Source organism: Endozoicomonas atrinae, from assembly GCF_001647025.1.
Classification (GTDB): domain Bacteria; phylum Pseudomonadota; class Gammaproteobacteria; order Pseudomonadales; family Endozoicomonadaceae; genus Endozoicomonas; species Endozoicomonas atrinae.
In genome coordinates, this window is the sequence record NZ_LUKQ02000064.1 from 1 (window position 1) to 12,867 (window position 12,867).

At 45.7% G+C, this 12,867-nt stretch carries 9 protein-coding genes; 6 read left to right on the forward strand and 3 right to left on the reverse strand.

Features of this window, described 5'->3' with window-relative positions:
* Window positions 1-169: 169 nt before the first annotated feature.
* Window positions 170-1,135, reverse strand: coding sequence for a hypothetical protein (locus AK963_RS11080; protein ID WP_066015513.1), 966 nt, complete (start codon window positions 1,133-1,135; stop codon window positions 170-172).
* A 1,171-nt stretch (window positions 1,136-2,306) separates the two neighbouring features.
* Here AK963_RS11080 and AK963_RS11090 point away from each other — a divergent pair.
* The 3 genes from AK963_RS11090 (at window position 2,307) to AK963_RS11100 (ending at window position 8,015) form a co-directional block, all read left to right on the forward strand.
* Entirely contained in the window at window positions 2,307-4,649 is a 2,343-nt protein-coding gene (locus tag AK963_RS11090; protein ID WP_066015515.1) for a Tex family protein, read from the forward strand.
* Between the two features lie 549 nt (window positions 4,650-5,198).
* Complete coding sequence (gshA, locus tag AK963_RS11095) at window positions 5,199-6,824, forward strand: glutamate--cysteine ligase (protein WP_139117355.1); 1,626 nt, start codon at window positions 5,199-5,201, stop codon at window positions 6,822-6,824.
* 720 nt (window positions 6,825-7,544) lie between these two features.
* Entirely contained in the window at window positions 7,545-8,015 is a 471-nt protein-coding gene (locus AK963_RS11100) for an Rsd/AlgQ family anti-sigma factor (RefSeq protein ID WP_066015516.1), read from the forward strand.
* 71 nt (window positions 8,016-8,086) lie between these two features.
* Here the strand turns inward: AK963_RS11100 and AK963_RS11105 are convergent, their stop codons facing one another.
* Window positions 8,087-8,770, reverse strand: a complete 684-nt coding sequence (locus AK963_RS11105; RefSeq protein WP_066015517.1) for a BamJ family beta-barrel-assembly machinery protein — start codon at window positions 8,768-8,770, stop codon at window positions 8,087-8,089.
* A gap of 359 nt (window positions 8,771-9,129) precedes the next feature.
* Here AK963_RS11105 and AK963_RS11110 point away from each other — a divergent pair, with 359 nt between their 5' ends.
* Complete coding sequence (locus AK963_RS11110; protein WP_066015518.1) at window positions 9,130-9,849, forward strand: hypothetical protein; 720 nt, start codon at window positions 9,130-9,132, stop codon at window positions 9,847-9,849.
* A gap of 112 nt (window positions 9,850-9,961) precedes the next feature.
* A complete protein-coding gene (locus AK963_RS11115; RefSeq protein WP_139117356.1) occupies window positions 9,962-11,890 on the forward strand; it encodes an ATP-binding cassette domain-containing protein in 1,929 nt (642 codons plus the stop codon).
* A gap of 44 nt (window positions 11,891-11,934) precedes the next feature.
* Here AK963_RS11115 and AK963_RS11120 read toward each other — a convergent pair whose 3' ends face one another.
* Entirely contained in the window at window positions 11,935-12,168 is a 234-nt protein-coding gene (locus AK963_RS11120) for a cell division protein ZapB (protein ID WP_066015519.1), read from the reverse strand.
* Window positions 12,169-12,463: 295 nt separating this feature from the next.
* On the opposite strand from AK963_RS11120, the gene AK963_RS11125 reads away from it, so the two are divergent.
* On the forward strand, window positions 12,464-12,688 hold the full coding sequence (locus AK963_RS11125; protein WP_066015520.1) for a hypothetical protein: 225 nt from the start codon (window positions 12,464-12,466) through the stop codon (window positions 12,686-12,688).
* Window positions 12,689-12,867 lie beyond the last annotated feature (179 nt).

The following is a 12,867-nucleotide window of genomic DNA, read 5'->3' on the forward strand; positions in this document are numbered from 1 at the left end:
GTCCTCTCGATTGGTCATGGCGCTGCTCCCTGCTTGATACCAACAGGAAAACAATCGGCCAGAAAAGGGTTAATCGGGAGGTCAAATTAAACTGGTGTTTTGAAGACTTATTACATCGGTGATGACAACGTTACCATATAAGGTAATTCCCTTTTAGTCTGCAGTTGTTTTACTTTGAAGAGATGCTACCGTCTTTTGAGTTGCCAAAGACTTCTGATTTTTTTCTCTGTTCCCAGCGGACGGCAGTGACAATCCCGAATATTCCATTTTCATTGGGGCGCCGCCACCGGACAGGAGTATTGTCATTTCTATTTTTAATAAGCAGCTCAAGAGTTTCCATTAAGTCTGGGTGGTAAGCTTCATTTCCTTTAGGGCCGATTTGATATCCTTTGGATCGGTGGCATTTGTAATTTAAAAAACTACCATCTCTGGCAACAGGGACCAGAACTGTCTCTTCATTTTCTATTGAGTGGTATTGATCAATAATTTTTGGAGGTTTGAATGCGGGGCATTTACTCAACCAGTCTATAGCGGTTGATACATCCACCAGTGTTTGGCTCTCATCTCTGAAGGTTTCCAGTTTCCTCGTTTTACCCTTGGGTAGAGAAGCTGCATTGGCTACGGAACCCGGATTGATATGCGCCAGCCAGCTAATTTCTTCCAGAGTCAGTGCATCCATCCTTGTGTGTTTGAAACAGGAACTGACGTCATAGGCAACCGTTTCACCCTCGGCGAGCTCAGGGGGGTCGAACTGCCTAACCAATGGTGATAGTTTGATGTGGGCCCAAAAGGTGTTCAGTAAATGCTCGCAACTGCATAAAGAGTCCACTTTGGCAGTAAACTCGTCAAGCAATCGTACTGAGTTCAAACAAAAGGGTACGACATCCGTTGCCCTGAAAGACGCCCGATATTCGTGATCACCCTCGAGAATGTACTCTCCGGTGGTTACTGCATGATGCAGCCACCAGACCAGTTTTGTTAATTCGTCATGGTTACTGTCAAAAACAGAGAGGCTACTGTCAATAAATGCTTGTGCAGCTGGATCCTCTATATCCTTCAACCAGTTGAGTTCAGCAGAAACCTTGTCCCAGCTTATGTCTTTATTATCGTGGGCATAGATTGTGAATAGCGTCATCACGTTTCTCCGGAAACTGATATTTGTGCTAGATATGAAACCTATACTACTCTTTGAAATAATTCCAGTGTTAGTTCTGAATTACTTTTTGGCTCATATGGCTCGTTATGAATGACCACGCGCAATGGTTTCAGTCCACACTGTCCATCCGAGCAGTGAATGCCCTTTACATCCGGAGTTGTCGTGACCAGTGAAACAGGCCGGGTACAATCGGGGAAGATAACGGCAGCTTACCGTGATAAGGTGAAAGCCTGTTCTATTACCCAAGCGGCAAAGTGGGGCTAATAACAACCGCAGTCAGAGCCGGGAGCAGTTCCTTGGGTATGTCTGATGATCCATGAGCCTATGAGATGGATAGGCCGATGTTGGGTGGCCGGATATAACCATAATAAAGATGACCCTGTGATCTGGCCGATTGGCCTGCGTTACAGGCTTTTGAATCAGGGAAGATATAATGAAGAGAAATAAATCCAGAGATTCGTAGCAGAGAAATTGCTGACCTAGCCTAAAGGCAAACTGGCACCGTTTGACCTGAAATAACACCCAGGCCTTGGCTGGATAATCAGAGCCAATAAAAACCATCGCTACCTGCTAATGATGAGAATGATGTCAGGATGAAAGATCGTGTCACGGCCATCAGGATCATGGTAAAGCGATGCGGTGACATACCCACTCCAAGTCATTGGCTGGCAATTCGTCCATCAAGAGTGAAATCTTCAGTCCTGAAGTGATAGCCAGTGAGTACTACTCGGCAGAAAAGTAAGCTGGTGAACAATGCCGATTCTATTGGTTGTGGGTGTTGCTTGAGGGGCGTTTGCCGTTGAGTAAATAAGCCTGAAAGCGTGTTAATATATGACCGCAGATAATGCTGTTCTTTCGCTTTAAGAAGTTGAGCGACGTGAATTGTTGTAAAAAAGTGTTGTAATATTTTTGTAAATCAGAAAAAGACTTAAAAAAAACATCGGTTTTACAGCAAGTTAAAGCAGTGCTGACTATCGAAATATAATTTCGTTATAATTCCCGGTTTTCTCTGGTCATTAGCGTGTCTGTATGGCTTGAGTTTTCAGGCCAGGATAGGCATTAATTACCGGCTGGATGCAGAAACGGTGCTGTTTCTGAGCATTGTCTGGAAACTGTCCTATTGTTTTGATTCCCATGATGAGTGTGTTTTATGCAGAGTATCTCCCAGCGTATAGCTGAAGAGTTGGGTGCCAGACCTGAACAGGTCACCAGTGCTGTACAGCTGCTTGATGATGGATCCACGGTTCCTTTCATTGCCCGTTATCGTAAAGAGGTCACCGGAGGTCTGGACGATACTCAGCTGAGAACGCTGGAAGAACGTCTCCGCTATCTGCGAGAACTGGAAGAGCGTCGTGAAGCCATTCTGAAGAGCATTACAGAGCAGGATAAGCTGACGCCTGAACTGGAAAAAGATATCCGCTCTGCAGATACCAAAACCCGCCTGGAAGACCTTTACCTCCCCTATAAGCCCAAGCGTCGTACAAAGGCTCAGATTGCCCGTGAGGCGGGTTTGGAGCCTCTGGCAGATATGCTTTTCAATACGCCAGAAAAAGACCCTGAAGTAGAAGCCGCTGCTTTTGTGGATGCTGATAAGGGTGTTGAGGATACCAAGGCCGCTCTGGAAGGTGCCCGCTATATCCTGATGGAACGTTTCAGTGAGGATGCAGAGCTTCTGGGACAGCTGCGTGAGTTGCTCTGGAATGAAGGTATTCTGAGCAGTCGCGGAGTTGAGGGTAAAGAAGAGGAAGGAGCCAAGTTCCGGGATTACTTTGAACATGATGAGCCACTGAAAAGTGCTCCATCTCATCGTGCGCTGGCCATCTTCCGTGGTCGAAATGAAGGCGTATTGCAGGCTAACATCCGCCTTGCCAATGAACCGGAAGACCGTCGTGAAACCCACCCCTGTGAGAAGCTGGTTGCTGATTTCTGGAAGGTTGAACAGAATGGCCGAGCAGCAGATGACTGGTTGAAGGATGTGGTTCGCTGGACCTGGCGGGTTAAGCTGCTGTCTCAGCTGGAAACAGAGCTAATGACCCGCATTCGTGAAAACTCTGAAGACGAAGCCATCAAGGTCTTTGCCAAGAACCTGAAAGATTTGCTGCTGGCAGCTCCTGCTGGACTCAGACCAACCCTGGGTCTGGACCCGGGCTTGAGAACCGGCGTAAAGGTTGCTGTGGTCGATGGCACTGGGAAGCTGGTTGAGCATACCACCATCTATCCCCATGCTCCCCAGAAGAAATGGAAGGAAGCGCTTGGTACTCTGGCGACCCTCTGTTTGACTCATCAGGTTGAGCTGGTCAGTATCGGTAATGGAACGGCATCCCGTGAGACAGACCGTCTGGCCGCTGAACTGATGCGCAGTTATCCAAAACTTGGCCTGACAAAAATTGTTGTCAGTGAAGCAGGTGCATCCGTGTACTCGGCATCTGAACTGGCTGCCCGTGAATTCCCGGACCTGGATGTTTCTATCCGTGGGGCCGTATCCATTGCCCGTCGTTTGCAGGATCCTCTGGCAGAACTGGTTAAGATTGAGCCGAAATCCATCGGCGTTGGCCAGTATCAGCATGATGTCAGCCAGATCAATCTGTCCCGCTCTCTGGAAGCGGTCGTTGAGGATTGTGTAAACGCCGTAGGTGTTGATCTTAATACGGCTTCCAGCGCTCTACTGGCTCGCGTATCGGGTCTTAACCGTACTCTGGCAGACAACATTGTTGCCTATCGTAATGAAAACGGTGCATTCAGAAGTCGCCAGGACCTGCAGAAGGTCGCCCGTTTTGGTGCTAAAACCTTCGAACAGGCCGCAGGTTTCCTGAGGGTTATGAATGGTGATAATCCTCTGGACAGTTCTGCTGTGCACCCTGAGGCGTATCCTGTGGTTGAGAAAATTGCCAATCAGTCCAGCCGTGATGTTCGAGCTCTGATTGGTGACTCTGCCTTCTTAAAAGGCCTGAATGCTGCGGACTTTACCGACGAAACATTTGGTTTGCCAACCGTTACTGACATTATCAGTGAATTGGATAAACCTGGTCGTGACCCACGTCCGGACTTCAAAGCGGCCGAGTTCAAGGATGGCATTGAAGATATCCGCGATCTGAAGCTGAATATGGAACTGGAAGGTGTGGTAACCAACGTAACCAACTTTGGTGCGTTTGTGGATGTTGGTGTCCATCAGGATGGCCTGGTGCATATCTCGGCTTTATCGGAAAACTTCGTTAAGGATCCCCGTGAAGTTGTCAAAGCCGGTGATATCGTTAAGGTCAAAGTCATGGAAGTGGACGTTGCACGTAAACGTGTTGGGCTTTCCATGCGGATGTCGGATAAGGCTGAAGAGCGTGCAGAAGCTCGCCAGCAACCACGGCAGGCCAGAACTGAAAAGCCTGCAGGCCGCAGCAAACCACAGAAAGCCAGTCAGTCTGGTAATCGTGGCAAGAAGCAGGACTCAGGTGGTACTTTTGCAGATCTGTTTGCCAATGCGAAACAGCTTCGCAAGTAAACTCTTCTGTGAAAAGTCGGTTCTGACCGTGTCAGCAAAGACATCGTTAACGACGATGGTTGCCCGATAAAGAAAAAGCCAGACAATTACTTGTCTGGCTTTTTTAGGGGATTTAGAAAATTCAGGCTGGTATCATACGAATCGCAGGATGTAATCAGATGCTAAGCTGGTTGCTATTTTATCAGGCTCTTTGAGGCTTTCTTGCTCGGTGTGAAGCCGAGTATTCATGAGAGTTCGTTTATATTGTCGATGTTCCTGGCATCAGTCTTGCCAGTAAGAATCAGCGCTTCGAACGAATGTTAGGTTCTGTTGACATAAGGTTCTAAGCTCAGTGGCTCGTAAAGCCGTATTCCACGAGGCGAGCTGGTGCAGGTGTAGTGGTTCTACATCAAACCAGCTCAACGAAGCAGGAAGGCGGTTTTACGAGCCACCCTACGGGCTCAAGCCAGAATGCTTCTGCCGTTGTTGCAAGAACTTGAAAGACGTGAGTATTCCTGCGTCCTTGCGCCTAGCCAGAAGCATTCTGGCTTAAGCTGAGAAAGGAACCTTATGTCAACAGAACCTAGACCTGTACCTAATTATTATTGGATCTGTACCTTGGCTACTGAGTATCAGGATCGTCTGGAGCTTTTCCAGTCCCGTGCTAACCATTCAGTTCTCAATGGCATTTGTCATGGCATTGAACGTGAAACTCTCAGGATTACCTCGGATGCTCGTCTTTCCCAAAAGCGCCATCCTGAGAAACTGGGGCGTTCATTAACTCACCCTTACATCACCACAGACTATTCTGAGGCACTGCTTGAATTCATAACGCCAGTACATTGTCGAATTGGTGATACGCTCTCTTTTCTTGAGCAGCTTCATCAGTACACTAATCAGCATATTGATGGGGAACTGCTCTGGGCGGGTAGTATGCCTCCTTTGCTGGAAGGAGACGCCAGTATTCCCATTGCTCAGTATGGCAGCTCCAATATTGGCTTAATGAAAACGGTTTATAGAGAAGGACTCTGGCATCGTTATGGTAAGCCAATGCAGACCATTGCTGGTATTCACTATAACTTCTCCCTGCCAGAAGAGTTCTGGGCGTTGTTACAGCAATACTCAGGGCAAGAGGGCATCAAAGCTCAGAATTTCAGGTCGGCCGGTTATTTTTCTCTGATCCGGAATTTTTTGCGTTACTCGTGGCTGTTAATGTATCTGTTTGGAGCTTCTCCAGTTGTTAGTCGAAGTTTCTTTGCCGACGGAGGAGAGCATTCAGGCCTTAAGTCGCTGGATAAAGACACGCTTTTTCTTCCTTATGCGACATCGTTACGCATGAGTGATATGGGTTACAGTAATCATGCTCAGTCTTCACTGAATATTTGCTACAACACACTGGACGATTATGTGGACAGCCTTTCCAGGGCTATTCGAACACCATACCCTGCCTATGAAGCCATTGGTCTGAAAAAAGAGGGTAAATACCTTCAGTTGAATACCAATCTTCTGCAAATAGAGAATGAGTATTACAGCACTATCCGCCCTAAGCGGATTGCCCGTTCCGGTGAAAAACCAGTGACGGCTTTGCGCAATGAAGGCGTTGAGTACGTTGAGGTGCGCTGCCTTGATATCAACCCCTTTGAGCCACTGGGGCTGAGTGAGTTAGATGCCCATTTTCTGGACGTTTTCCTCGTCTATTGTTCATTGCAGAGCAGCAACCCTATTCATGCAGATGAGTGCGCTGAGGTCAGCAATAATTTCAAAACAGCGGTTACGGAAGGTCGCCGCCCGGGCGTCGAGTTGAGACAGAGAGGTCAATCAGTTGTACTCCAAAACTGGGGGCTTCAGCTGCTGGATGACATGACTCCAATTGCTGAGATTCTTGATCAGGCAAATGAGTCTTCAGCGTTTGTTAGGAGCTTGTGCACCCAAAGAGAAAAGCTGAGAGATGTCTCTTTAACGCCTTCTGCTCAGTTGCTTAGTACCCTTGAAACTAAGGGTTTCGGTTATATTGAGTTGATGATGTCGTTATCGGAAAAGCACTCCAAAAGCTTCTCAGAGCATGGTTTGAGTGATGAGCGTATATCCTACTTTGAACAGGTTGCTCAGCGCTCTGTTGCCGACCAGCTGGCAAGAGAAAGCAATGATAAAAATGACTTTGATGAGTTTTTGCAGGAGTATATGGTTGCAGAATAGTTGTCTGTTCTATTGCCTTTAATCAGTAGCTTGGAGAAAGGACTCTCTGGCGAGATTGTCTGAGAATATTGCTGATATCGGGGGATGGTAGAAAATAGAGGATGAAAATTCCCATTTATTTAATAGATAGTATGGGGTGAATAGCGATCCTATTTGCCGAATAGAATGGAGTTTTTGATCAAGTGACCGCCTCCACGGTGGGGTGTTCTATTCTCGAACAGTCTTTTTGCTGAGCTGTTAATGTCTAAAGGTTTTTACCTGTTTCTATGTCGTGATGCAGGTAGAGTTTATTCCTTATGACCACGCATATGAAAGTTTGCTAATTAAATATACACCGCTAACCAGTAGAATTAGATGACTATTTGCGAGCTAGCTGTGCATATTTTCATCTTGAAAGAAGGTCTTGGAGGTTGATTTTTGATAGGTGGAACCAGGGTTCTCCTAGTATCTGAATCTAGTAATTAAAATAATTTTTTTTAATTAAATTGGTGTTTATTAGTTGAAAAAGTTGTTTGGTTAATAGGAAAAAACCCTGAAACCATTGAATTCATGACGTTCTTGGAAAACTTGCATTTTAAATTGTGTTGTGTTTTGGAAAAATAAACGCTTGCCGCAAAAAATTCACTGTCATAACCTAGCATCTTAGCTGCCTGACACAGGCGCTTATGAGGTCCCCACTCACGCAGAAGAGATCTAATTGTTAAAGAGGAACTGTCTATCATGCTGGAGGGTTGCCAAACGGCCAGAGAACGTTGGGGAGGTGTATCAGAAATTATTGATCGCTGGCTCAACGAGCGTCAGGAGCTGATCGTCCTTTACTGCTCCATCAATGGAATTGATCAATTTGATGATGACAAGCGTCCGGTGGCAAGTAAATTGAAGGAGTTGTGCCAGATTTTAGTGGATTATGCTTCAGCTGGTCATTTTGAGGTTTACGAGCAGTTGATTCAGGAAGCCCGCGAGTTTAATGATGGGGGAATTGAACTGGCTCATACTATGCTGCCCAAGCTTGAAGAGAATACTTCAAGGTGTTTGAAGTTTAATGATAGCTGTGAATCAATCAGCTCTCTGCAGAGACTTCAGGGTGCTGTATCAGAATTAGGTGAAACACTGGAAGAGCGCTTCAGCCTTGAAGATAAAATGATTGAAACGCTGCATGAATCTCACCGGGAAAAGCTGACTGAATCATGATTTTCGGATCAGGTGAGGACAAACTGTGTGCTGTATTCAGACTATGCAGTAGTTTTGTCCTCATTTCAGTATCAGCTGCTTTTGTTTACATCCCTGAGTTCTACTTTGAAAATAATTGCTTCATTGGGCCCAATGATTCCAGGAATACCGCTGGAGCCATATGCCAGAGTAGAGGGAATAAAAAGCTCCCAGGTCGACCCTTCAGGCATTTTCTGTATTCCTTCTGTCCAGCCTGCGATGACCCTGTTTAACTGGAAAGTTGCCGGTTGGTTACGAGTGTAGGAGCTTTCGAAGAGAGTTCCGTCTATCAGACGGCCTTCATAGTGAACGGTTACATGATCAGTAATGGAAGGCTTGATGCCATTGCCTTTTGTGAGCACCCGGTACTGAAGACCGCTCTCCAGCACAACGATTCCTGGTTTTTTACTGTTTTTTGCCAGAAAAATCTGACTTTTCTCAAGACTCTCCTGGGCTGCTTTTTGGTACTTAACCTGTTCAAGGTTTTGCTTTTGAACCTGAGCTAAATCAACAAAATAGGAAACTTCATCCTGCGACAGCTGTAAAACCTGTTTGCCAAGGTTATCCTCAACCCCTTGGATAACGGCATTAATATTAATCCCATCAAATTGTTTGAGCTGCTCTGCCATGGATACTCCAAGGCTGTAGCTTAATTTGTCGCTTTCTGTTTCCAGAACAGCAAATGAACACAGGGAGTAAGAGAGCAGGGTAACGCTGGTGAGCGTTTTCAATATCATATATACACTCTTTTTGAGAATTTTGTATCTAGCGTTTCGGTTCAGTGAACTCTGAGCCCTATCATTTAGTAAATTAGTTTTTTTGGCAACCCCAGTTTACCGCTGTGTAATGAAAAAAGTGCCTTATTTAAAGTGTTTTTTGTTGTAATAAGTATGAAAAATAAACGTCCTGTTCTTTCTATCTATTTAAGAAAAATGTAATTTCATTATCAAAAAAATAGAGAGAAAGCTAAAAAAAAATTTGCAGATGACGAATAAGCACTCTATGTTGGAATTAAAACTGGGTATAAATTATTCGGTTTTTATTACGATGTACTAACTACTAGTAGATTGGTTAAATTAAAACGAGGGACGACCCAATGCCTGCAACAAGGAAGACTGCAGCCAAAAAAAGCACTGCCAGGAAGGCTGCTGCTAAAAAGGCTCCTGCTAAAAAAGCGACTGCCAAGAAGACTGTTAAAAAGGTCGACATGGTGAAGAAGTGGGAAAAAGAAATTGATGCGCTGAAGAAAAAGCTTGAAAAAGCCAGAGAAGCGCTGAAAAAGGCCAAGGCTAGTGCAAAGAAAGCTACTGCTAAAAAAAGCACTGCTAAGAAAACCACTGCCAAGAAAAAGGTAGCTGCTAAGAAGAAAACTACTGCTAAGAAAACTACCGTCAAAAAGGCGGCAGCTAAGAAAAAGACAGTAGCCAAGAAAAAAACAACAGCTAAGAAGAAGGCTCCTGCTAAAAAGGCAGTCGCTAAAAGGAAGCCAGCAGCCAAGAAAAAAGTAGCTGCTAAGAAGAAGCCAGCTGCCAAGAAGAAAGTTGCAGCTAAAAAGAAGCCAGCAACTAAGAAGAAAGTAGCTGCTAAGAAAAAGCCAGCAGCCAAGAAAAAAGTGGTGGCTAAGAAGAAACCAGCAGCTAAAAAGAAAGTAGCAGCTAAGAAAAAGCCTGCAGCTAAAAAGGCAACTGCCAAGCGGAAGGCTCCTGCCAGAAAGGCTGCACCTAAAAAGAAAGCTCCAGCCAGAAAGGCCGTAGCCAAGAAAAGGGCTCCAGCCAGAAAAGCAGCTGCAAGAAGGTCTCCTGCTAAGAAGAAGTAAAATAGTTGGTAACTTGAAGTTTAAAGGGGGAATTCTATTCCCCCTCATTATTTTGAACCCTCACTGCTTTCTCCTCTAAAGATATTCGATTTCATCGGGCTTGCTACATATAATGCCCGCCATGATCACATTGAATTCCATCAGCCTTTTAAGGTCTGGCAAACTCCTTCTGGAGAATGCATCAACAACAATCCATTCTGGTCAGCATGTTGGCCTTGTGGGTGCTAATGGGTGTGGCAAATCAAGCCTGCTTGCGTTGCTTACAGGAGATTTGCAGCCTGATAAAGGTGAGCTCGCGTTTGATAAGGGGCGTGGACTGGCGCATATGGCTCAGGAAATTGACGTCCTGGACCGTAATGCTGTGGACTATGTATTGGATGGTGATGCTGAACTTCGACGAATAGAGAAGTCGATTGCTGATGCAGAAGCATCAGGAAAGCACGAGAAACTGGCAGATCTACATGAGCAACTGCTGAGTGCTGATGGCTACACAGCCCGTTCTCGAGCAGAGCAGCTGTTGCATGGATTGGGCTTCAATCATGATGTACTGAAAAAAAATGTTCGTGATTTTTCCGGTGGATGGCGGATGCGCTTGAATCTGGCAAAGACATTGATGTGCCCGTCAGATATTATGTTACTTGATGAGCCAACCAACCATTTGGATCTTGATGCCATTGTCTGGCTTGAAAACTATCTGAAGCGATACCCGGGAACATTGCTGGTTATCTCCCATGACCGGGATTTTCTTGATGCCATTACTGATCACACACTCCACATAGAACATCAAACACTGTTCCAGTACCGTGGAAACTATTCGGCTTTTGAGAATCTTAGAGCACAGAGACTTCAACAGCAGCAGGCTGCTTTCGAGAAGCAGCAGAAGCTGCGGGCTCATATGGAAAAATTTGTTGAGCGTTTCAGGGCCAAGGCGACAAAGGCCAAGCAGGCACAAAGTCGCTTGAAGGCTTTAGCAAGGCTTGAAGATATTTCAGCTGCCCATGTAGATTCACCATTCTCTTTTACCTTTCCAGAAGCCGATAAGATGTCTGCACCGTTATTGGTTCTGGATACGGCTGAACTTGGCTATGGTGATAAGCCGTTATTAAAACTTGGTATCAACATTCAACCTGGCAGCCGTATTGGGCTGCTTGGAGCAAATGGTGCCGGTAAATCGACCCTGATCAGAACGCTTGCTGGGGAATTGCCACTGATTTCAGGAAAGGTTCACCTGGGAGAGCACTTAAGCGTTGGCTACTTTGCACAGCACCAGCTGGAGAGTCTGGATTTTAATGCAAGCCCTTTGCTTCACCTGCAAAGGCTGTCTCCTGATGCCAGAGAGCAGGAGTTGAGAAACTTTCTTGGTGGGTTTGGTTTTCATGGGGATAAGGCTCTGGAGTCTATCCAGGGGTTTTCCGGTGGTGAGAAAGCGAGACTGGCTCTGGCGATCATTGGTTGGCAGAAGCCAAACCTGTTGCTACTCGATGAGCCAACCAACCATCTTGACCTTGATATGCGTCTGGCCCTGACCATGGCTTTACAGTCATTTGAGGGGGCAGTAATTCTGGTTTCCCATGATCGTAACCTGATTCGCAGCACGACCGATGAACTTTATCTGGTTCATGATGGCCGAATGGAAGAGTATTCAGGTGATCTTGACGACTATAGTCAATGGCTGGTTCAACTTCGCTCTAAGGAGCGTAATGAATCCCGTGGCACCAGGAGCGTAGAGAATGCCGGAGAAATGGCCGGTTCTTCACAACAGAAGAAAGACTTGCGACGCCAGGAGGCTGAAAGGCGTAAGGCACTACGGCCTTTGAAGCAAAAAGCGGAGAAACTTGAAAGTCAGCTGGAAGACCTGCAATCCTCTCTGGCGAATGTGGAAGAACTGCTCTCAGATCCTTTGGTATACGAAGAGACGGCCAGAGAAAAACTGAAAGAGCTGCTAACTCGACAAACAGAACTTAAACGTCAGATTTCAGAAGCTGAAGAAGTCTGGATGGAAGCTCTGGAAGCTATCGAAAACGCCGAAATTGACCTGTGAAACTGTGGGGCAGGGATGCCCCGCAATCATACTGCCAACAGAGCCTAAGCGACAGCTTCCTGCTCGCTGGTTTCTTCCTCTGTTACGATATCCAGTTTACCCAAAAGAGCGGTCACACGTTCACCCCATGCGGTGAGCTCCTGCTTAAGCTGGATATTCTCTTCTTCAAGGCGGGTATTAGCAGACCTTAGGTCTTCTACTTCCATTCTTGAAAGTTCCAGTTTATCAATCAGGCTCTGGAGTCTTGATTCAAGCTGGCCTAGGGATTCAATAGACATAACGACATTTGCACCGAGAGGTCTGTGAAAAGTATTTAATAGTTTGCACTATTGCGGGAAGTTACGATAGCACGTTTTTATCTGAACAGTTTGCTGCCATTAAGAATACTTCAGTAAAGCCTGACTATACTAGGTTTAATTCAAGATAATCGTTGAATTTATCTGTATCAGTACGATGCATTTTAAAGCAGAGCAATCTGTTGCCTTGTGGGCTCATTCCGAATGAAGCTTCATTGCAGGATAGTCCTTCATGGGAAGACAAGTACCCAGAAGCCTATTGCTTCGGGAGTTCCAAATGAGCAAGACTTTTCAGCCCTGTGCCAGAATTATTTCAGCCTTGAATGTTGAAGATGAGGCGATTCGGGCTTTCTACATTTCTTTGATCAACAATCAAAGTGTTGATGAATACATTAATGAACGACACCTGCACTTTTGCTCACGACAGGTTGAAGGCTACTTTTTGAGTCATGTCCTGGCTTTGACGGAACTGGCTTTGGAGTTGCCTGTAGTCAGGACGTAATTGCCTGCGGCTAGCCAGGCAATCGTTAGATAATCAGCCCTGGATAAGCTGACAAAAAAAAATGAAGAAGATAAACTGCCTGCAGTTTCCGCTGCTCTCATTGTTTCTGAGAGAGAGTTCTTTAATGATTAATAACAAGCCTGAAGAGTCATAGTGAACACCCTTCAGTAAAGCTAAGA

What these genes read in the sequence shown, in the direction of transcription:
- AK963_RS11080 (WP_066015513.1), bottom strand. Translation starts at nt 1,135, where the DNA reads ATGACGCTATTCACAATCTATGCCCACGATAATAAAGACATAAGCTGG.
- AK963_RS11090 (WP_066015515.1), top strand. Translation starts at nt 2,307, where the DNA reads ATGCAGAGTATCTCCCAGCGTATAGCTGAAGAGTTGGGTGCCAGACCT.
- gshA (WP_139117355.1), top strand. Translation starts at nt 5,199, where the DNA reads ATGTCAACAGAACCTAGACCTGTACCTAATTATTATTGGATCTGTACC.
- AK963_RS11100 (WP_066015516.1), top strand. Translation starts at nt 7,545, where the DNA reads ATGCTGGAGGGTTGCCAAACGGCCAGAGAACGTTGGGGAGGTGTATCA.
- AK963_RS11105 (WP_066015517.1), bottom strand. Translation starts at nt 8,770, where the DNA reads ATGATATTGAAAACGCTCACCAGCGTTACCCTGCTCTCTTACTCCCTG.
- AK963_RS11110 (WP_066015518.1), top strand. Translation starts at nt 9,130, where the DNA reads ATGCCTGCAACAAGGAAGACTGCAGCCAAAAAAAGCACTGCCAGGAAG.
- AK963_RS11115 (WP_139117356.1), top strand. Translation starts at nt 9,962, where the DNA reads ATGCCCGCCATGATCACATTGAATTCCATCAGCCTTTTAAGGTCTGGC.
- AK963_RS11120 (WP_066015519.1), bottom strand. Translation starts at nt 12,168, where the DNA reads ATGTCTATTGAATCCCTAGGCCAGCTTGAATCAAGACTCCAGAGCCTG.
- AK963_RS11125 (WP_066015520.1), top strand. Translation starts at nt 12,464, where the DNA reads ATGAGCAAGACTTTTCAGCCCTGTGCCAGAATTATTTCAGCCTTGAAT.